This is a genomic window from Natronosalvus sp. KLKA75 (genome assembly GCF_059736265.1).
On record NZ_CM185522.1, the window covers coordinates 678,015 to 696,986 of the forward strand.

Here is an 18,972-nt window from a genome sequence, read left to right on the forward strand (position 1 = left end):
TCATGGGAGTACGTCACGATAGCGCATTCACCGTTAGATGCCGTCGTACACTGGGCCGCGCATTAACTCGCTCGAGCGCATGCCTTCGGTATGCCCCAGGAAGACGTTGCTCAGTTTACTGTCCGATCTGTACAGGTCCTCGCAGAGGATGAAACAGTTGACGATGAATTGGTGCCCGAGTTGACCGACGATCAGTTGCTCGACTTGTATGAACAGATGAAACGGTCGCGCAGACTCGACGAGCGCGGAATTGCGTTGCAACGCCGGGGTGAACTCGGGACATACGCACCGGCGATCGGACAAGAGGCGGCACAGGTCGGGAGCGCATACGCCCTGGCAGATGACGATTGGCTCGTCCCATCGTTCCGCGAGCAAGCTGCGCTACTGACGCATGGAACCGGGCCCGAACAGATCCTCCAGTACGCAATGGGGATGGAGGAGGGTGCCGAAATACCGGGCGGGAAGGGCGCCCTGCCGCCAGCCATTCCTGTTGGGAGCCAGCCGCTGCACGCCGTTGGCATCGGCTGGGGGGAGGCATTGCAAGACCGCGACACGGTCGCCATTACGTACTTCGGAGATGGGGCGACCAGCGAAGGTGACGTCTACGAAGCGTTCAACTTCGCCGGCGTCTCTGACTCTCAGACGGTTTTTATCTGCCAGAACAATCGGTATGCCATCTCGACGGGGGTTGAGAAGCAAACCAAAGCAAAGACGCTGGCTCAAAAGGCAATTGCGGCAGGCATCGAGGGGATTCAAGTCGACGGCAATGACGTCCTGGGCGTCTACCGTGTCGCCAGGGAAGCGGTCGAAAAAGCCCGGAACGGTAATCCGGTCCTGATCGAGGCGTTGACGTACCGGCGCTCGATGCACACGACCTCCGATGACCCTACAGCCTACCGCGGCCACGAGGAGGAAGCGGAGTGGGAGCTTCGTGATCCCATCCTGCGGTTCCAGGTGTTCCTCGAAAATCGAGAGATTCTGGATGAGGAAACGGAGGATACGATCGACGAACGAATCGAGTCCGAACTCGCTGACGCGATCGACCAGGCAAACGAGGATCGTCAGGCAATCGACCCGGCGGATATGTTCCGCTTTGTGTACGATGACATGCCGTCTGAACTCGAACAACAGTTCGATGCCTTCGAGGAAGGTATCGGGGGTGATACGGATGACTGAACGCCTTCGAATGGTCGAGGCTGTTCGTGATACCCTGGATGCGGAGTTAGCCCGCGACGATAGCGTCGTCGTCTACGGGGAGGACGTTGGTCGGGTTGGTGGGGTATTCAGGGCGACTCAGGGTTTGATCGACGACTATCCGGATCGGGTGTTCGACACACCGGTCGCAGAGGCGGGGATTATCGGCACAGGCGTTGGACTCGCAGCCACTGGAATGAAGCCGGTCGCAGAGATCCAGTTCCAGAGTTTCCTCTATCAGGGATTTCACCAGCTAGCACAGCACGTTGCGCGTATACGAAGCCGAAGTCGGGGGACAATAACCTGTCCCATGACAATCCGAATGCCCTACGGTGGCGGGATCCGTGCATTGGAACTTCACTCGGAGAGTTACGAGGCCGGCTTTTCCCACCTCCCCGGCCTGCAGGTCGTCTTCCCGTCTTCCCCGGCCGAGACGAAGGGCCTGCTCACGTCCGCTATTCGCGACCCCGATCCGGTCATATTTATGGAACCGACGCGGCTGTACCGCTCGTTTCGTGAGGAGGTGCCTGACCAACACAAAATCCCGCTCGGTGAGGCCCGCGTCGTCGAGTTCGGCGACGACGTTACGGTGGTTGCGTGGGGTTCGATGCTCCGCAAGACGCTTGACGCCGTCAACGACGTCGAAGCAAGCGTTGAGGTGATCGACCCACGGACGCTTTACCCGCTGGACACGCAGACTATCGTCGAGTCCGTGAAGAAGACTGGCCGCTGCGTCGTCGTTCACGAGGCGCCTAAGACGGCCGGAATGGGCGGAGAGATCACGGCTCGCATCAACGAGGAGGCGTTTCTTTACCTCGAGGCGCCGGTCGAACGAGTGACCGGTTACGACGTGCCTGTGCCGCTGTTCGCCCGCGAGGACAACTACCTGCCCGATGAGGACCGCATCAGAAACGGGATAAGCCGGGCTCTCGAGTTCGGGTAGAAATGCGCAAGAATTCATCGAGAGTACAGCGAAAAGGGTTCGTTGTCTCCTTTATTCCACTCACGATACCTGTGGCTTCATCGTTTGTCTGATAGAGTTCTCATCACTGGATTCCTTTGGCGAAAGCCCGGCAGCGAAACGGCCGTTGGCCGTGAGCAGCCCGGAACGTGGAGGCGGGTGGGGCGGTGGGTAGTGGGTGATCGGGCACCAATAAAAAAGAGAACTCGTTGGGCTACTCCCACCAGGACTCGCGCTCTGGGAATCTGATTTCCGACCAGTGAGTCAGCGCGATCGAACACCGTCCATTGTACCAGTTCTTCGCCGCCGCCCTGAACCGCACCCGTTCGCCTTCTCGAACCATCGTCTGAGTGCTCTTCGTCCAGATCGTGAACTTCGTTCGACCCGTCTCGTCTTCGAGCAATCCAACCTGTTGAATCGCGGGACTTGAGGCATCCCACAGTTCCAGCACACGGCCTTCCACACTGACCTCGCCTCGCCTGATCGACTCGAGGTCTCCAATCGGTACAATCGTCCCTGCCTCGTGTTGTATCTCTTCTTTGGTGTCCATCACCGCCTCGAACATGTCTTTGCCCTCGAGAACTCGACTGGCAATCCGCTTTCCGATGACCGCTCGCGTGTACCCACCTTGGACGTCCTCTGCCAACCGCTGTGCCTGCTGATTGATCTGTCCCAGTTCTCCACGTTCGAGTTTCTCTCGAGGGTCGACTTCTTTGACCACTCGCTCACGACGTGCTGCTTCGACCACCGCTCTCGTTCGCTCCGCTCTCCCCTCCTGTCGACCGAACGCCGCCTGTACGCTGATTCGCTCGAGTTCTTCCTCTCTCGCTCGAATGCGCTCTTCCTGGGCCAGGGTGACGCCGTAGATCCGATCGTCGCTGGTGTCGACGATTCCTTCCGGATGGTTCGAATCCACCTTCGCCTGTATCTCCATCTCGATCGTTGGCCGAAATTCCGGAGTCTCATCGACGACGTCCGCTCCTTCTTGAACCGCCTCCTGTTCGTACGCCTGTTCATCGACCGAAACGACCTTACTAACCGACTTCTTAGTAGACATTGGATTCTAAGTCCAAAGGCGCTCACTCAGCGTCTTTTTCGACACCACGACTCTCCAGCCCTGGCTCTCTTCGTCGTTCAACTTTTCATCACACGCGTCTCGCTCGCGCCTTCGCACGCGCCCCCTGGGGCGCGAGCGAGACGCCCTGATGTCAGACCTAACCAGTAGCGCGCGGCGCTTCAACCGGAGCGAGCGTCCAGCGGGATATGCCCGCTCGTGTTCGGCCCGCAAGGGGCGCAACCGACGGGGATACCTGCTGGCGTCGAGGGCACATCCACTTTAGCCCGGCAGCCCGCCCGCTACTGCAGGCAGGCAGCCCGGAATGGTCGGTCGCGAGCGATGCGGAGGGTGGAAGCGACGAGCGGTGCGCGCCGTCAGGTCAAGTGTGTAACCTGATTCAGGTGCTAAGCCCCTTCTTTAAGAGCAACATAGAATACGAAGTGACCGAGTAGCACAAGAAGGGGGAATACAGCGACACACGAGTTTCTGAACTTAGTTGCTAAGTCCCCCTTCCTCAAGGACCAATGCAGGGAGTGATACGGCAGAGTAGCGCAGTAGGGAGGGATACAGCGCCCCCAGAAATTGGAAATTTCTGGTGTGCGAGCGAGACGCAGAGCGTCTCGTCAACGGCGCACATTCTCAAACACCCACGATACCCACTTCAGAGGTCTACCGCTACCTTTATGTCTATCCATAGTCTATACAATGGTGATGGATAGGTTTGAAATCGAAGGCGAGGAAGTCCTCGATGGCACGGCAAAACCGTCGGGCAATAGCGCTCACGTCATCGTTCCCAAACGCTGGCGCGGAGCCGACGTGAAAGTCGTCCGCGTCTCCAAACCTAACTCAGACGAATAGTCAATGCAGTACAACTACAAGTATCGAATTGACCCGCCAGAACCCCTCCAAGAGGAGCTTCTGTATCACGTCGATACTTGTAGACAACTGTACAACAACGTTCTCTACCTACTCAACGACGCAGACGATATCCCATCCCGCTACGAGGTGCAAGGGCAACTCCCCGACCTCAAAACGTGGTGGGACGACCTGAACAACGTTCACTCGAAAGTCCTCCAGATGGTCGTCAAGCGCGTCTACGACAACCTCTCCACGCTCAAAGCACAGAAGGAGAACGGGCGTTCCGTGGGGATGCTCAAGTGGAAACCGCCTCGGGAGTATCGGTCGCTCACCTACAACCAGTCCGGCTTCAAACTCAAGAATACGAGTGGTCGGCCCATCTTGTGGTTGAGCAAGATTGGTGAGATTCCGATTCACCTCCACCGAGACATCCCCGAGGACGCGACCATCAAACAGGTCACGGTCAAGCGAGACCACGGGTGAGTGGTACGCCACGTTCGGCATCGACGTGGAGAAAGATCCTCCCGAGAAACCTGAGACGACCGAGGAGGTCGTTGGCATCGACGTAGGGATTCTCAAGTACGCACACGATACCAAGGGATACGCTATTGAAAGTCCTGACTTGAGTGAAGAACGTGACCGACTCGACTGCGCCCAACGCAACCTCTCACGGAAAGAACACGGGTCTGCGAATTGGGAGAAACAGCGAGAGGTCGTCGCCCGGCGCCATGCTGACCTGAAACGGAAGCGTCGAGACTTCCTCCACAAGTTGTCGAACTACTACGCCCAAGAGTATGACCTCGTGGCGGTCGAGGATTTGGACGCGAAAGGGTTGGTCGAACTCCCCGGCAACTCTCGGGACCGAGTGGGGGCGGCGTGGGGAACGTTCCTACGAATGCTCGAATACAAGTGCGAGCGCGAGGGAACGCATTTCGTCGCTGTTGATCCGAAGAATACGACGAAGGAGTGCGCGTCCTGCGGTATCAAGACGGACAAACCGTTGTGGGTTCGTGAACACTCGTGTCCGGCGTGTGGGTTTGAATCGGATAGAGACGCGAATGCAGCATGGAACATCCTTTCCCGTGGCCTCGAAGACGTAGGAGTGGTTCACTCCGAATTAACGCCTGTGGAGACTGCGCTCCCTGTTGATACTTCTGTGTCTGCAAAGCGTGTCGTGGAAACAGGAAGCCCCACCCTCACAGAGTGAACGGTTCGATCGTGAACGTTTATGGGGGTAGTTCACGCCGGTTTCGCGTCTGAGCGAGCGAAGACCGAAAGCGCACTTAATACGGCAACCGAAGAGCGGGAGTGAGCGACGGTCAGAAGCGGCGAGCGGGACGTGCCGTTATTCGAGGAGGGAACAACCACCCTAGCAGCCAGCTGATTGGTCCACACGGGTGGGTCCGAAAGGGGCTGGCGCGCTCGGGGATCCCCGTCGACGCAAGCACCGCAACTTCGTGAGGACCGCAGAGAGATCTTCGCAAGTGATACGAGCGAAGGCCAGCGAGACGCATGTGTCTCACCAGTCGCGGGACTCGAACACGCTAGGAGGCTTTCACGGTAGTGTACACTCGAGTCTCCTCAGAACAACTCAGCACTCATTCTTCACCTTGATAGTCATCTCGAGGCACAGAGACACTCATAGCCCTGCGATGAGCGTCCAACAACAAACGCGTGGATCTCAGTTGCAAGTAGGAACATTTGTTCAGCACGATTCGCCCCAGCCAGCCCATCCTGATAATACGTTTTTGCTCGATGATCACGCCAGAGGTCTGCAAGATTTTCGGCAGTCGCTTCAGAGAAGACCCCGACGGAAGCCGCTTCCCGATACACACCAGAATGCGTTCCGGGCAAGTCCACAGGTTGCATCGTCCCTCGTTCCAAGAGCCGAAACTCCACAGTCCGTTCGATTGCAACAAAGGACGCCTCAATGACGAGAGTGTAATACCCCTCTTCTCGGAGCGTCTCTGCACCGGCTAGCAGTCGGCATGCTTTTCGAAGTTGGAGGAGTGCAGCGTCTTCGACATCGAGGCCGAGTTCAATCTCGGTTGGCTGGCGGTCGAATGCTGCTTGCACATCGTCGATCAGTTGATCGATCCGCGTACTACTCATCGGCGAACACCGCCTTACGCACTGCCTGGATCCGGTCATCGCCATACACCGTGATTCCTTCTTGGAAAATTTCTCGCAGTTTCGATCCGGCACGCTGTGCACTCTCTTTAGATTCGACGTATGGCTCGAAGTCAAACCGGTCTCCATCAAAACGGCGGTCACTTAGATCACTGACGACGTCAGTTACGAAACGGCGTGCGGTCGTTCGATCACCATCGACGACGACGAACAGATCGATATCACTCTGTCTGTCGGCTTCGCCACGAGCAACGCTTCCGAAGACGACGATTCCGAGAAGATCATCTACGCTGTCGGCGTCAGTCATAGCCCCATGAGTCTGTTCAATAAATGCGCGTATCGGGGCGTGGAACTCCGTCTGTTCGATAGCTAATAGCGGATCATCTTTTTGTAATCGCCGAGGATTGATAGCTACGTAATTTCGCTGGGGTGTTTCACGAACATGGACTGCACCAATTCCATCGAGTAAATCAATAGCTCTCCACACTGTGGATCGAGTAACATCGGTCGCGTTGACGAGTTCAGCTATAGTAAACTCTGTCTCGTGCGCATCAGCCAACAGACGAAGGATATCGTCAGCTGCAGCAATTCGGAAGATATCGATATCATCGGCAGGATTGACATCGATACACACCGCCATATCTTGACCCGTGATTTCAGACACTGTATGATATTGTGCAACGAGATATAAATAACTTGTTCTAGCAGATTAAGCGCTGGGTGCTGTGGTGAACGAAGTTACTGTGAAAGCCCGGCAGTGAAACGGCCGTTGGCCGTCAGCAGCCCGAACGTGGAGGTGGGCGGGGCGGTGGGTAGCGGGTGATCGGGCACAGCTAAAAAGAGAGTTCATTGGGCTACTCCCACTAGGATTCGCGCTCTGGGAATCTGATTTCCGACCACCGGATCAGCGCGATCGAACACCGTCCATTGTACTAGTTCTTGGCCTCCATACTAACCTCGCCCTTTCTAATCGACTCGAGGTTTCCAATCGGCACGATCGTCCCTGTCTCGTGTTGTATCTCTTCTTTCGTATCCATCACCGTCTCGAACATGTCTTTGCTCTCGAGAACCCGGATGTCAATCTGGTTCCCGATGGCTGGTTCAGCTTATGTTCGACGACGAGTGTTCCGCCCGGAGCTCGGTACCGTCCATAGATGTCCGTTAGCGGGTGGACGGATAATTCGTCGGCAGTGATGGTGTCCGTGAGGGTTTATCCGATCCGCTTGATCGACTCGAGGCCGGCGACTTCGGCAAGTTGTCCTCTTACAGGCGAAAGTGGGATGTAATCATAACCCCCTCTCTCCCTGCCGCCGTTTTTTCACAGTTCTGGAGCGGATGGCGCTGGCAGTTTCGAGTCCCCAGACAACGAAGGCAGCAATACCACCGAAGGCAAACAGGTAGAGAACAACGCGGAGTAAGTATTCAAGCAGTGTAACCTCAACGACAGAACCGCCATGCAAAATGATAATGGATTCGAAGATCATCTGTAATTTTGTTGTCTATCTATCGCAGTTACGTCGCGTTCAAGCCTCGATATGCCATGACGACGCCGACGACGAAGACGACCGTCGCCACGTAGATGGGGCCGAGATGCGTCATCCAATCGTGAGCAAATGCATCTGCCGTGTAGTGCATCGGCAACGCGAGCGCTAAGCCGGTGACGGCAGCGACGACTGCGGTTGCCCACGCCCAGGTGAGTCGCTGACGCACGCCGTACCACGACAGGGCGGTGACCGCAATCCCTGTCGAAATTATGAACGCGGCAGTGGCGACGTGCAGGTGGCTGATGTAGTACGCCACTGTCGGGTCCAAGTCGGCTTTCGTCATCCCGTTTAGCGTACTGACCCCGAGTTCGAAGCCAGTTCCTACGAAGTTCATCACGAGGAATACGATTCCGTATCCGATGAACGCGACGCCCGCGAGCGCCATCAACAGCGACCCGTTCCGGAGCGTTGCCTCGATTTCGACCTGTTCTTGCTGTTCGTCTGTAACCGATTGTCTTGTTGCCATTGTAATCACTTGTTGGCGCCGAGCGAGATGCTCTTCACGCCGTACTTCTGACATGCATTCGCTGCTTGATCCGAGATGAACTCATACTGAGTATTGTCCCGAACCTCCCTCACTTCAAACCTGGTCTGCTCTATGAGCTCCGTGTAACGATCGACCTGTTCGGCTCCGCCGATACAAGCTGCCCACAGGTCCTCGTTGTTCTTGATGCTCTTCGGCATCAGTTTCTCGCTGATGATATCGGAGATGGCGAGCCGTCCGCCTGGTTTGAGGATTCGATTTGCCTCCGTGAACACTCGCTGCTTTTCCGCAGAGAGATTGATGACTCCATTCGAGAGTACGACATCGAATGTCCCGTCATCGAAAGGAACGTCCTCGATGTACCCCTTCTCGAAGAATACGTTGTCCATCCCGGCCTCATCACGCAACTGCCCTGCCTTCGATAGCTGTTGGTCGGTCATATCTAACCCGGTCACACTCCCGGATTCGCCGACCTGTAACGCTGCGACGAACGCATCCGTCCCGGAACCGCTCCCAAGGTCGAGCACGTCATCTCCTTCTTCGAGAGCGGCGAGGTCGAAGTGGTATCCCACGCCCGCGAATGACTCCAGAGCCTGCGCGGGGATCTGATCGAGATCGCTCGCTGGGTAGCCGAGCCGTTCTGCCAACTCGCGCCCCATCTCGAAGTGATACTCTTCTGCCGGTTCTTCTGCAACGTCTTGATAGACGCTCTTGACTGCCTGTTCGAGTCGTTCGACGTCTAGTGATTTTGTCATTTATCTTCACCTCATCAGTCGTCGGCCGCCACTTCGGCCGGAGTATTCACCGTGAGTTGGATGTCCTGAGCGAGCGAGATGAGCGTGTAGACTGGTGCCCGCCGCGCCCATTCGTCGACCTGGTCCTTATCGAGATCCGGACTCTCGATCTCGACTTCTGCGGTTAGATTCTCGAAGACGGCATCGGCCTCTCCGAGGTCCTTGAGGCTGAAGAGGACGCGCGGATCGAACTCGGTGCGGACCCGGGTCTGGAGGTACTCGATATCGACGCCGTTTGCGACGGCGTTGATGGTGATGCCGACGTTGATACAAGAGGCGAGCGCGGAGAGTGCGGCCTCGATCGGTTCGAGTCGGTCGGTTCCGCCGACCCATCCGCCTGCGTCCAACACTTCCTTCCACGCTCCGTAGGGGATCGTGTACTCGCGAGTCTCGCTCGCGATTGTTTCACCGCCGAGTTCGTAGCTGTCTACCTTCGCCAAGCTGTGAGCGCACGTCCCCTCGTAAGTCGAGCGAGCAGCGAGTCCGAGCTGCACCTCATTGGGGTTTTCAGCCGCGAATTCGGCGAACTCTTCGAATTGTTCGATGTCGATACCGTGGTTGATCTGCGTGTCGATAGCCATATTTACACGACCTGGAGGTGCTTTTCTCGTAGTTCTTCGTCTGTGTAGTCTTGCCCGTGAACCTCTTTCATGTGGTTCCTGGCCAGTTCGGTCGCTTCGTCTTCGTTCTCTGATTGGATGATGAACCGACAATCAGCTGCTGCCGCTTCACAATCGAGTTTGTGTGCTTTTGCCATGGTGTTTCAGGTGCCTTTCGGCAAGAGTTGGTTCGCGTTCAAGCGTTAGATAGCTAACTCGTGACACACCGGTGGCAACTAGCACTGTTTCCACCGAGTCACGATCGTGCAACGATTGACTCTCGTGCAGTCGCTGAATAATTAGCAGTAGCTGGAAGGGGATTGAGTTACAAGTTGGAACGTGAGGTTTCCCAATAGATTGGTCTTAGATCATTCATTGATGGGTGCAACAGAGCCACGCACTAGGACTTGTCACACCAGAACGTCAGTCCACGACTGTTTCGAGCGGGATCGTTGGGGTCTGGCGGCGATAGTACGTGTACTTTGATTCCGCCCACTCTCGTGCTTCGTGTGAGTCGGTATCGACCAGCACACGAACCGTCACGCTGTCAGGGTCGTGACCGCATATCGCGATCCGGTGATCGAAGATACAGATTCCGTACGGCGGCAGGTCGTCGTGTAACCAGATCGTGAGATTGCCACTTGCCAGGGTTTCAGAAGACAGTTCGGGGTAAGTCGAGCGAATGTACTCGGCGACGTTTGGCGGATCGATGATCTCCGCTTGCATGCCGTCGATGACCCGCTGACAGAACTCGTCTCGACATGGCTCGAGGAGAGCGAGATCGGACCCGACGAACCGGAACTGGTCGGTTTCACCGATCAGCTTACGGAATCGGTTTATCGGACCATACGGGTTGTCGGCTTCGGCGACCGTCACGACCGCATCAGAGCACATCTCTATCGTGAATCCACTCTCTTCGCCTGGAAGCCACTGCCAGACGTCGCGGAGGTTTCGCTCGATTTCGACCCGCTCGATTAACTCTGCTACTGCGGATGCGATGAACGTACCCAGTGGTGACGCTTCGTACTGGTATCCATTTCTACGGATCCAGTTGCGCTCTTCGAACTCGCTCAGTGTCCGTCGAATCGTTGACGACGAGACTCCAGTCATCTCCCAGAGCTCTGATCGGCTCCGCGGACGGACAGTTAGAGCGATGAGCGTTGGAGCACGGTGTTCGGACCGCGCGAGATACGAAATATCGTCGATTGGTGAGCCCGTACTCAATCCCATGCTAGTCTTACACATGGTTCCGTAATAATCATTTGCACTCCTCTAGACAGAGATAGGACATCGAGCTTTGCCTATCGCTGATAATTGGCTGACAACCGTGGAACCTCTCGGATACAAAATTCTCATCTACAAGATTGATCTGAGAATTCAAATTACAATTTTGTAATCAATTCTTTTTATCCGATTAAGCAACCAACACCGGTGATGTGACCACAGGATGACCTCCTCGTGATCGAAGCACATTGAGTATTCCTACAACTGTTTGAACAATATTCACACAGGAACAGCATGAAGAACGTCTCTCGCGTCCTTTCTGGCCGTTAGATTGACATCCTCCCGCGCCTGAAGACGCGGGAATCCCGACCGCAGTTGAGATATTAGGGTTTACGAGCCCACGTGTTATCGCAGTGCAAAGCAACCGCTCTCTGTATCGAACACGAAAGTCGATGGCTGTGCCAACCAGCCGTTACTCCTATCGCCGCCATCCGTGGCGAGACTCGGAGTTACTTTCCGCCGAATGTTCTCCGCACCGTTCACGTCCGCATTGGCCACCATTCCACACTCATCGCAGACGTACAGGCCGCGTTCAACGCGGTTCGCCTTGCGCTTGCGTCCACAACACGAACACGACTTCGACGTATTACGCTCCGACACACGCTTGACCGTGATACCCTCGGCCTCGGCTTTGTATTCGAGCATCTTCGTGAACCGGTCGAACGCCCACGAGTGCAGGTCCAAGTTGCCGTGTTTGCCCCAGTCCTTCACGTCGCCATCCTCGCCTTCTCGAATGCCACCGAGGTCGCCGATGGCTATCAGTCCAACGTTCTCTTCGACACAGTGTTCGACGATGTGCTTCGAGAGCGCGTGGAAGTAGTGGATGCGCCGACTAGACTTCTTCGCGTTCAATCGCGTGGCTCGCTCGGACGCCGAATCGTCACAGCGCGCAATGTGCTTGCTGTGATAGTAGTCGTCCTGTTTCAGGCAGTTCAACGGGTACAACTCTGCGTGGCCGTCCTCGTACGCGAGGGCGGCGAAGTTTTTCACACCGAGGTCAATCCCCACGGTGTTCTCGCCGGGCGTTTCCAGAACTTCGACTGCGAGTTTGCAGACGAGGTGGAGTTCCCACTCGTCACTCGTCGTGTTCCAGACGGCACGGACTTGCCGGATGCTCCGCACCTCATCCAAGTCCACGTCGGGGCGGGTTTCAATATCGCAGAGGGTGAAGTCGGACCAGTGTTCTTTGAGGTTTTTGCCCTTCGAGAGGCGAACCCTGCCGAACTTGGTGTCGACTTTGAACCCGTTCTGCTTGAACGTGACCGTCGAGCGCGGGTGTTCGTCGTTGTGTTTGCGGTAGCCGGGCGGATTCGCTTTCGAGTCCCCGTTTCGGCGTTTTCCGTACCAGCCGTCGAACGCTTCAGCGAGTTCTTCGAGAACGCGCTGACTCGATTGCGAATGCAGATCGGCGTAGCGTTCGTGGGTCTTGAGGTAGGATTTGAGGTCGCCTTCCTCGGGGATGAGGCCGGTTTCACTCCACACGCGGTCGCAGGTCCAGCGACCGACGTTCCAGAGTTTGCTGGCGGCGAATCCGAGCGCATCGAGGTCGGACTGAACTTCTCGCTGGTTCCGAATGGAAGCAACGAGTGTTCTATCCACGACCTCTATCGCCATACATAACCAGTGTTGACAAGATTATATAATACTACCCAATTCCGTGACGCGTTGAATATCCAGCCGTACTGTTATCGGTGGTTCACGGCATCCCGCGACGGCGCGTATCCACGCCGTAAACGACGTGGTATTGCGCCTGCTCCGCGTATAACGTGGATTTCAGGGGTAATGTGGCACGATAGCGCTGCTGTTGCACATCTGTTGGGCATCCATTGATATTCAGGACCCTCCATTAGGTGTATCTCGACTGTTCTCAGCACTTGCTAGAACCACAGTGTCTCTATACGTTGCTCTATCGCCGTGAGCACTGTCGAGTATACCTCGAGTGGATGGAGTGAAGGGAGTTCGAGATTGGTGATTTCGGTGGCAGATGGCGGCTCGTGGAAGTGTAGCCGGGTGTTGTGCGTATTCGGATGCCGATCCCAGCGACACTCCCAGCGCTCTCCAGCCTCGTGTTCTTCAATGTAGTGGACCGAGAAATCACCAGTCGTGAACCACCGGATGTCGAGCCGAGCCGCTGTTACCGAGTCTGGGTACCGTCCAGCGTCGAAGAGCACATGAAGCAGTCGGGGTTCATAAGAATCCGGGTCGAACGTCGTTTCGGCGACGAGTGAATCCGACGTAAGATGTCGTTCCAACAGGCGCAATGTCTGTCGATCCGGTGGTCCTGTTGAGTGAGGCGCTGAATCCTCTGGTGGCAGACTCATCTACGCTGGAATTAGATGCCCATCGTTCTGGGAGAGCTGGCGAGCAAGTTCATACAGCCGAATATCTCGAATCACACCCTGCCACTCACTGACGGCGGTCATCCGTTCGTGGATGGTTTCGTGATCACCGTGGTCGAACACGGAGACATCCGTTGGGTCTGCCGTCCCGAACTGTGCTTCGTATTCTGCACGCTGTGCTTCAAGTGCCTCTACCCGATCAATTATCCCTTCGACCGAAAGTTCGGTTGCGATCCGACTGGCGTCTTGCCATTCGAGGTATCCCTCGTTTCGTTCGTATGTCGCCGGGCGGCTGTCTCTATTGGCTCGGGCGATGCCCATTTCCGCCAAGCGCTCGAGGTGCTTTTTCGCGGCGTTTGGAGAACAGTCCGCAAGTTCTGCAATTTCGGTGTACGCAGTCGGAGATGTAACCCCGAGGACGACGTCATAGACACGACCAAACGTGTCCGTTCCTGCTTGCCACCGTCGCTGGGTACCGTTGGACTCGGGGGCTGGATCGAACTCGGTCATACCTCCTTGTAGGTGGCCACTCTCAATATATCTTCGGATCATTCAGATATATGCAACCAGGTGTGGAATCGGCCTGCTGGGAGAGCACAATTTGCCTTGTGTCACCTATCCACTTACTCACTCACGACTGATGCTATTCGCTGATTGAGCTGTGTAGTTCACCTTTTCTTGATTCGCTCAATTCCAAATTCTTGATTATCGTACTTGCACTCGAGCGAATTCGCTCGAGACGTTCACTCACCGTTTCGGGTTCGTCGCCTTGCCACGCGGCCAGGTAAAACGCCGAGCCGCTGGTATCGAGTCCGACGTATCGGCCAACGATGTAGGCGACTGCCTCGGCTTCGACTTCGCGACTCGCGTGTTCGCTCTTGCTGAGGTCATCTGCGTGCAACAACGCATGGGCGTATTCGTGCACGAGCGTCGTCGCGAGGTCGGCAGTGTTTGTACGCTCACGCACTTTGACGGTAGGTCGCCTGTCACTGTGAAACTCACAGACCCCTTTGGCTGAGCCGAAAGGCCACGCTTCCTTAGACACGATCGTCACCTCGATATCGAGCGCCTTCCCGGCTTCATAGAGCAGGGGAACGATCTCGCGAGCATCTCCCGTTGTTTCGGTCTCGAGCGACGGAAGCGCCTCGCCTTCTGTCTGAGAAATATCGAAGACGGGAACGGGTTTGAATCCGACGAGGCCTTTCGCCCACTCCTCTGGAGGCGTTTCGGTGTACCCACACCCAGTACTCGAGTGACGTGATTTCGAGAGCCCACACGACGGGCATTTTCGAGCCGTGATTGGTGCCCAGATCCAGATCGCTCGTTCTCCTTTCTTCACCTGCCGACCGAAGTTCGTTTGCCAGCTTCGATACCCGGCGACCCGCGTCGCCGTTGGACACTGCTGGGCGATCAAGAGCGTATTCCGGTGCGAATAGTCGTGAAAGCGACTTTGTACCTCGAGCCAGTGTTTGAACTCCTCACTCGCTCGTGCTTCGCCAATTAGGTCGACGAGGTCGCTAAGCCACGATTCGATCGTCTCGTTCATCTCGTCGTGTCGAGTTTCGGTATCCTCGAACGACGCTACTGTGGGTTGTTTCGTTGCCATTGGTCGAACAGGCACACCAAATGGAGTGCCCTCACCCGTGAGGGCACCAAAAATACCTCTCTGGTATCGTTGGCCTTGTAGAACTTTTGCCGAAGAGCTGACTCAAATGGCCAACAACAACTTCCCGAAAACGTCATGGGGAAGCACATTCATTTTTTGGTCAATAATCTTCTTGAATGCTTAATGTGCAATCCACACTTCCAGGCTATTTTCCAATCTCTATCGGTCAAAACACCTTAAGTGAATCGCTACTGCAGTTCTTCGATGAGAGCAGTAACCACTTCGTTGATGAGATCGCTCTCCAGACGGCCCTGCCAAAAATCGATGTCCTCGTGGCCGATCGATTGGACACCCACGGGACGATTCGACTTTCGTTCGGTGTCCCACCCCGAAGCCAACTCGCTTCAGGGATGTCGATTAGACCATCCATCCACGATTTCGACGTTAATGTTAGAGCAATGTATTGTTCGCCGTGGAACGGGCGTCCTTCATGGTTCGAAATAACGAGCCACGGCCGGGCATCCTCTTCACCTTTGAACGGGTCATCACCGTAAACGACATCGCCACGCTCGAAGATCGGAGCAGTTCGCCCGTCGGTCACTGTTTGTTCTCCGAACTCGGGTGTGGCTCGCTGGGGGCGTGTTCTCGCCACGATTCCTTATCCTCCGCACCGAGTTGCTCGTTGAACAGGGCGGTCGCTCGCTCGTAACCACTGTATCCTTCGAGTCGGTCGTTGTCGTCGGTCACCGCCCAGTACGTCGCCTTGTGTTCGACGAGACCGCGGTCCTTCAGCCGCGAGAGTGCGGTGCTGACTGCGCCTTCGTCGAGCCCGATTTGAGAGGCAATTTCGCGCGCCTTGAACGCGCGGTCCTCGTGTGCAACGAGGAATCCGAGGACTTGGTCTGGGACAGAGAGTTCCTCGAGTTTGTCCTCACTCGTGTTCTCGAAGGTTTCTCGATCGATGGACATCGTTGAGTGGATATAGTGCACCCGCCGTTATGAGTGTTAGGAACGAAAGCTACGAAAATATCGTAAGGAGCGTAAAATGATGCAAAGAGAGTTATCACTCTCCACTACAGAGCGGTCCAAGAACCGTATTCATTGAGAGCGTGAGTCTCTACTACTCCATAACTGTGGAAATTGAGACCACCTGGTCCCCTCCTCGTTTCGACTGCTCATCGCTGGTGAATCGGGAGTATTTGTCCCAACGCTTATTCGGGTCGCTAGCCTGTTATGAACAATGGATCTATTCAGGAAGGCCGGGGAGAAGTTCGAAGAAACGAAACAGTCGTTCATGGAAGGTAAGGATACGCCGTACGTATGTCGGTCCTGTGAGGAGCCAGTGGACGATGACTACGATCACTGCCCTCACTGTGGCAAGGAGACGGTCGAACCGGTCGAGTGACCTCGGTAAGGGTATTGAATAGATCGTTTGTAATCGACCCGCTGTTATTGCAGAGAAGGCAAATGATCGATGAGATACTACGGCGTCTCACGAGAAGCCCACGCCTAAGCGAGGTGGCCGGATTACGAAGAGTCGAGGAGCAAGCCTAGTCGTTCACGGCGGGGATAAATTCGACAGTCCTTACTGGGCACATCTAGCGCAAACGCCGTCTCGTGTGAGGATGGTAGTGCAGAAAGATCGTTGGGACGTTTTCCGCCAGCTATTCACAGATACAATCCCTCGTCCGGGTTAACTGGACGATTTCCTCGTGGAGTTTCACGGCGAGTTGGTAGATGGTCCGAGCCCGATACTCCCCAGCGACACCAGTCCGATAGTAGGACTCCGACCGGTTCTCTCTCCAGAGTTCCTCGAGTCGGTCGGCGATATCCTGCGAAAAGAGCCCGGCCCGGACCCCCAGATCGTACACTTCGGTATGACGCTGACCAGCGACGTCGTATCCCTTTTCTTCGACGAAGAACTGGACCGAGCGTTCGATGGATACGAAGCAAGCTTCGATGATGATCGTGAAATGGCCGTTGCGCTCGAGCAGGAACCCCGCAGCGTCGAGAAGGCGGCATGCCTTTCGCAGTTGGAGGATAGCTGGGTCCGAAACGTGCTCGAGACCAACTTCCGGGTTTGCCGGCTTTCGCTGAAACGCGTCCTCCGCGTCACCCAGGGTCGACTCGAGTTCTTTCGACGTCACTCTTCGATCCCTCCAAAGACTTCACCCTTTACACGGCGAAACGCCTCACTCTCCGAGAGGACGATTCCCTCCTGCAAGATCGGTTGAAGATCCTCCCCTCGCCGGCGGGCGCTCTCGGGTGATTCGACAAAAACCTCGAATTCGTATCGCTGGCCGTCGATCGGTTCTGTCTCGAGTTCGCGCACGACTTCCGAGACTGCTCGACGCGCAGTCACCAATTCCTCGTCATCGCCAACGAGGACGAAGAGATCGATATCGCTCACTCGGTCGGCATCACCCCGGGCCACGCTCCCGAAGCAAAGGATTGCAGCGTCCGTCGAGAGTTCTTGGCCAACCTGGTTTACGAATCGTTTGAGTGGCTCTCTAAACTCCGCTTGTGGGATCCCGAGAAAGGGGTCATCGGCATCGAAGAGGGAACGCTCGTTAATTTGGTAGAGCGTCTTGGCGCCCGTGTCCTGCCTGATCAGCAGTCCCATCGCCTCGAGTAACGAGACTGCCTTCGTAACGCTGGGACCACCGAATCCCGTGAGTTCTTGCAGATCTCGGTTCGAGAACTTCGTGGAGGGGTTCGTCGCAGCGATCTCGAGGATGTCGTCCATAGCACCATACCGGAATACCTGTTCGTCCGGTAGTGGCAATCGTACTTTCACGCCCATATCTTATACTGTGTGTAACGCGTTACATCACATATAATGATTTCTACGCTTCAAATCGTGATCCGGCGAGCGTTGGTTGTAGTTGAACAGGTCTATCTCTCCAGAAAAAGCCGGTATGACTCGCTTCAGACGTTCTCGAGGTAGGCCCTGCGTTGTTCCTTTTCTCCCCATTCGGTTCGCTGATTGCAAGTTACGCTTATCGGCGGTAAAGACAGTCATGGGAATCCGAAATACGATTTATTACGATGTACCCCAGTTACGGGGTATTGGAGTCACTTGAGTACGGCCATCTCTCTCGCTATCTCCCGCGTATAGCGTCGAGCTTGGATGGCGGCTCCAGTAGCAATTAATGGCGATAGAAAAACACACCACGCCACCAGCATTGTCAACATCGACGAAACGAGAAATGGAGTCCGTTTCTGAAAGGGCTAGACAACGGGATCTCGAGTCGACTAGTGATGACCCCTCACAAAAGCCAGCACGTGAGAGTACTACTTCGGATTACCTTTCGAAGGCTCCACCTTCACGAACGTATCTCGAAATCCGTCCGTCGACGAACTCGTTACATTCCAAAACGGTTTCACAGGCGATGGAGTCGCTGTATAAGCGACTTCAGGACCGATCGGTCACGGGCGTATGGAATTCACTTCGTGGGCGCTCGAGTGTGCCCCTAATCGAGTGGCTTCTCATCTCCGATGGCCGATCGGATACGAGTATCCGATATCTGGTGGGAACGACAGAGGATTCCTTCCTCGACGATCTCGAGGGGATTTGCCGGACGGTCTTTCCGAACTCGTATGAACTCACGCGGGTCGAGTGGCATCCACGCGACCTCGAGGACTCGATAGAGAATTTCGACAGTACGTTGAACACAGGGCCAGATACTACTCAATCTTCGGATCTGTTCGTTGCAGGCGTTGAGTATCGCGGTCGAGCCCATTTACGTCGTGACTGGCTCATGCCGTTTAGAACGGTCGACGACCTGGTCGATACATCCATAGACAACTCTCGAGGGGAACCAAAAAGTGCTGGATCACGTCGTGTTCCACTTGCGCCGCTCGTCGAAACGCTCTGTGAGAGCGACGTACCGATCGTCTATCAGGTGGTGTGTCAGCCAGCGGGCTCGCTCCAGTCGCTTGCAGATGAGTATCGGTTCGATCTCGAGAGCGAGGTCGTTACCACCGGTGATCGAATTGCTGATTTTCTGTTTCCACAACCAGAGCCAGAAGAGCGCACTAAACCTCGAGAGGTCACACCGGCGTATCGAGGCCGTCTCGAGGCACTCGACCGTCGTGATCACAGACGCGTCTTTCAGACAT

Annotated in this window: 21 protein-coding genes and 3 pseudogenes; 5 read left to right on the forward strand and 19 right to left on the reverse strand. The window is 55.7% G+C overall.

Annotation, left to right across the window (positions count from 1 at the left end):
• Nucleotides 1-90 precede the first annotated feature (90 nt).
• Both pdhA and AC6I65_RS03270 read left to right on the forward strand, forming a co-directional pair.
• Nucleotides 91-1,176, forward strand: coding sequence for a pyruvate dehydrogenase (acetyl-transferring) E1 component subunit alpha (gene pdhA, locus AC6I65_RS03265; RefSeq protein WP_497902647.1), 1,086 nt, complete (start codon nt 91-93; stop codon nt 1,174-1,176).
• Entirely contained in the window at nt 1,169-2,137 is a 969-nt protein-coding gene (locus tag AC6I65_RS03270; protein WP_497902648.1) for an alpha-ketoacid dehydrogenase subunit beta, read from the forward strand. Before pdhA ends, AC6I65_RS03270 begins: the two co-directional genes overlap by 8 nt.
• A gap of 232 nt (nt 2,138-2,369) precedes the next feature.
• On the opposite strand, the gene AC6I65_RS03275 is transcribed toward AC6I65_RS03270, so the two are convergent.
• A complete protein-coding gene (locus tag AC6I65_RS03275; protein WP_497902649.1) occupies nt 2,370-3,212 on the reverse strand; it encodes a DNA-binding protein in 843 nt (280 codons plus the stop codon).
• Between the two features lie 708 nt (nt 3,213-3,920).
• On the opposite strand from AC6I65_RS03275, the gene AC6I65_RS03280 reads away from it, so the two are divergent.
• Entirely contained in the window at nt 3,921-4,070 is a 150-nt protein-coding gene (locus tag AC6I65_RS03280) for a DUF2080 family transposase-associated protein (RefSeq protein WP_253438152.1), read from the forward strand.
• Nucleotides 4,071-4,073: 3 nt separating this feature from the next.
• Nucleotides 4,074-5,277: pseudogene (locus AC6I65_RS03285) on the forward strand (RNA-guided endonuclease InsQ/TnpB family protein).
• A gap of 410 nt (nt 5,278-5,687) precedes the next feature.
• On the opposite strand, the gene AC6I65_RS03290 reads toward AC6I65_RS03285, so the two are convergent.
• The 15 genes and pseudogenes from AC6I65_RS03290 to AC6I65_RS03360 form a co-directional block, all read right to left on the reverse strand.
• A complete protein-coding gene (locus AC6I65_RS03290) occupies nt 5,688-6,182 on the reverse strand; it encodes a DUF8154 family protein (protein WP_497902650.1) in 495 nt (164 codons plus the stop codon).
• Nucleotides 6,175-6,864 (reverse strand): nucleotidyltransferase domain-containing protein, encoded by a 690-nt coding sequence (locus AC6I65_RS03295; RefSeq protein ID WP_497902651.1) that lies wholly within the window; start codon nt 6,862-6,864, stop codon nt 6,175-6,177. Before AC6I65_RS03295 ends, AC6I65_RS03290 begins: the two co-directional genes overlap by 8 nt.
• 199 nt (nt 6,865-7,063) lie before the next feature.
• Nucleotides 7,064-7,294, reverse strand: a pseudogene (locus AC6I65_RS03300) (DNA-binding protein); the annotation flags it as partial.
• A gap of 192 nt (nt 7,295-7,486) precedes the next feature.
• Nucleotides 7,487-7,684, reverse strand: coding sequence for a hypothetical protein (locus AC6I65_RS03305; protein WP_497902652.1), 198 nt, complete (start codon nt 7,682-7,684; stop codon nt 7,487-7,489).
• A 28-nt stretch (nt 7,685-7,712) separates the two neighbouring features.
• Nucleotides 7,713-8,210 carry a hypothetical protein gene (locus tag AC6I65_RS03310; protein ID WP_497902653.1) on the reverse strand — a complete coding sequence of 166 codons (498 nt, stop codon included), beginning with the start codon at nt 8,208-8,210 and terminating at the stop codon, nt 7,713-7,715.
• Between the two features lie 5 nt (nt 8,211-8,215).
• Entirely contained in the window at nt 8,216-8,983 is a 768-nt protein-coding gene (locus AC6I65_RS03315; protein ID WP_497902654.1) for a methyltransferase domain-containing protein, read from the reverse strand.
• A gap of 14 nt (nt 8,984-8,997) precedes the next feature.
• The gene (locus tag AC6I65_RS03320; protein WP_497902655.1) at nt 8,998-9,603 is read right to left on the reverse strand and encodes an OsmC family protein; all 606 of its coding nucleotides are present in this window, start codon (nt 9,601-9,603) and stop codon (nt 8,998-9,000) included.
• Nucleotides 9,604-9,605: 2 nt separating this feature from the next.
• Nucleotides 9,606-9,779, reverse strand: a complete 174-nt coding sequence (locus AC6I65_RS03325) for a DUF1059 domain-containing protein (protein WP_497902656.1) — start codon at nt 9,777-9,779, stop codon at nt 9,606-9,608.
• Nucleotides 9,780-10,044: 265 nt separating this feature from the next.
• Entirely contained in the window at nt 10,045-10,851 is an 807-nt protein-coding gene (locus AC6I65_RS03330; RefSeq protein WP_497902657.1) for a helix-turn-helix transcriptional regulator, read from the reverse strand.
• Between the two features lie 399 nt (nt 10,852-11,250).
• Complete coding sequence (locus AC6I65_RS03335) at nt 11,251-12,519, reverse strand: RNA-guided endonuclease InsQ/TnpB family protein (protein WP_497902658.1); 1,269 nt, start codon at nt 12,517-12,519, stop codon at nt 11,251-11,253.
• Between the two features lie 263 nt (nt 12,520-12,782).
• Nucleotides 12,783-13,226 (reverse strand): toxin-antitoxin system TumE family protein, encoded by a 444-nt coding sequence (locus tag AC6I65_RS03340; protein ID WP_497902659.1) that lies wholly within the window; start codon nt 13,224-13,226, stop codon nt 12,783-12,785.
• Nucleotides 13,227-13,754 carry a DUF7342 family protein gene (locus tag AC6I65_RS03345; protein WP_497902660.1) on the reverse strand — a complete coding sequence of 176 codons (528 nt, stop codon included), beginning with the start codon at nt 13,752-13,754 and terminating at the stop codon, nt 13,227-13,229.
• 133 nt (nt 13,755-13,887) lie between these two features.
• Nucleotides 13,888-14,850: an ArdC-like ssDNA-binding domain-containing protein gene (locus AC6I65_RS03350; protein ID WP_497902661.1), complete on the reverse strand. Its 963-nt coding sequence runs from the start codon at nt 14,848-14,850 to the stop codon at nt 13,888-13,890.
• Nucleotides 14,851-15,098: 248 nt separating this feature from the next.
• A pseudogene (locus AC6I65_RS03355) lies at nt 15,099-15,451 on the reverse strand (type II toxin-antitoxin system PemK/MazF family toxin).
• Complete coding sequence (locus AC6I65_RS03360; RefSeq protein WP_497902662.1) at nt 15,448-15,819, reverse strand: MarR family transcriptional regulator; 372 nt, start codon at nt 15,817-15,819, stop codon at nt 15,448-15,450. Before AC6I65_RS03360 ends, AC6I65_RS03355 begins: the two are co-directional and overlap by 4 nt.
• A 271-nt stretch (nt 15,820-16,090) precedes the next feature.
• Between AC6I65_RS03360 and AC6I65_RS03365 the strand changes: the two genes are divergently transcribed.
• Nucleotides 16,091-16,255 (forward strand): hypothetical protein, encoded by a 165-nt coding sequence (locus AC6I65_RS03365; RefSeq protein WP_497902663.1) that lies wholly within the window; start codon nt 16,091-16,093, stop codon nt 16,253-16,255.
• A gap of 259 nt (nt 16,256-16,514) precedes the next feature.
• Here AC6I65_RS03365 and AC6I65_RS03370 read toward each other — a convergent pair whose 3' ends face one another.
• The 3 genes from AC6I65_RS03370 to AC6I65_RS03380 form a co-directional block, all read right to left on the reverse strand.
• Nucleotides 16,515-16,997, reverse strand: a complete 483-nt coding sequence (locus AC6I65_RS03370) for a DUF8154 family protein (RefSeq protein ID WP_497902664.1) — start codon at nt 16,995-16,997, stop codon at nt 16,515-16,517.
• Nucleotides 16,994-17,596, reverse strand: a complete 603-nt coding sequence (locus AC6I65_RS03375) for a nucleotidyltransferase domain-containing protein (RefSeq protein ID WP_497902665.1) — start codon at nt 17,594-17,596, stop codon at nt 16,994-16,996. The genes AC6I65_RS03370 and AC6I65_RS03375 overlap by 4 nt, the downstream gene beginning before the upstream one ends.
• A gap of 1,090 nt (nt 17,597-18,686) precedes the next feature.
• Entirely contained in the window at nt 18,687-18,953 is a 267-nt protein-coding gene (locus AC6I65_RS03380; protein ID WP_497902666.1) for a hypothetical protein, read from the reverse strand.
• Nucleotides 18,954-18,972: the final 19 nt, after the last annotated feature.

Coding starts and splice junctions, on each gene's coding strand:
- pdhA (WP_497902647.1), top strand. CDS start 91: ATGCCCCAGGAAGACGTTGCTCAGTTTACTGTCCGATCTGTACAGGTC.
- AC6I65_RS03270 (WP_497902648.1), top strand. CDS start 1,169: ATGACTGAACGCCTTCGAATGGTCGAGGCTGTTCGTGATACCCTGGAT.
- AC6I65_RS03275 (WP_497902649.1), bottom strand. CDS start 3,212: ATGTCTACTAAGAAGTCGGTTAGTAAGGTCGTTTCGGTCGATGAACAG.
- AC6I65_RS03290 (WP_497902650.1), bottom strand. CDS start 6,182: ATGAGTAGTACGCGGATCGATCAACTGATCGACGATGTGCAAGCAGCA.
- AC6I65_RS03305 (WP_497902652.1), bottom strand. CDS start 7,684: ATGATCTTCGAATCCATTATCATTTTGCATGGCGGTTCTGTCGTTGAG.
- AC6I65_RS03310 (WP_497902653.1), bottom strand. CDS start 8,210: ATGGCAACAAGACAATCGGTTACAGACGAACAGCAAGAACAGGTCGAA.
- AC6I65_RS03315 (WP_497902654.1), bottom strand. CDS start 8,983: ATGACAAAATCACTAGACGTCGAACGACTCGAACAGGCAGTCAAGAGC.
- AC6I65_RS03320 (WP_497902655.1), bottom strand. CDS start 9,603: ATGGCTATCGACACGCAGATCAACCACGGTATCGACATCGAACAATTC.
- AC6I65_RS03325 (WP_497902656.1), bottom strand. CDS start 9,779: ATGGCAAAAGCACACAAACTCGATTGTGAAGCGGCAGCAGCTGATTGT.
- AC6I65_RS03330 (WP_497902657.1), bottom strand. CDS start 10,851: ATGGGATTGAGTACGGGCTCACCAATCGACGATATTTCGTATCTCGCG.
- AC6I65_RS03335 (WP_497902658.1), bottom strand. CDS start 12,519: ATGGCGATAGAGGTCGTGGATAGAACACTCGTTGCTTCCATTCGGAAC.
- AC6I65_RS03340 (WP_497902659.1), bottom strand. CDS start 13,226: ATGAGTCTGCCACCAGAGGATTCAGCGCCTCACTCAACAGGACCACCG.
- AC6I65_RS03345 (WP_497902660.1), bottom strand. CDS start 13,754: ATGACCGAGTTCGATCCAGCCCCCGAGTCCAACGGTACCCAGCGACGG.
- AC6I65_RS03350 (WP_497902661.1), bottom strand. CDS start 14,850: ATGGCAACGAAACAACCCACAGTAGCGTCGTTCGAGGATACCGAAACT.
- AC6I65_RS03360 (WP_497902662.1), bottom strand. CDS start 15,819: ATGTCCATCGATCGAGAAACCTTCGAGAACACGAGTGAGGACAAACTC.
- AC6I65_RS03365 (WP_497902663.1), top strand. CDS start 16,091: ATGGATCTATTCAGGAAGGCCGGGGAGAAGTTCGAAGAAACGAAACAG.
- AC6I65_RS03375 (WP_497902665.1), bottom strand. CDS start 17,596: ATGGACGACATCCTCGAGATCGCTGCGACGAACCCCTCCACGAAGTTC.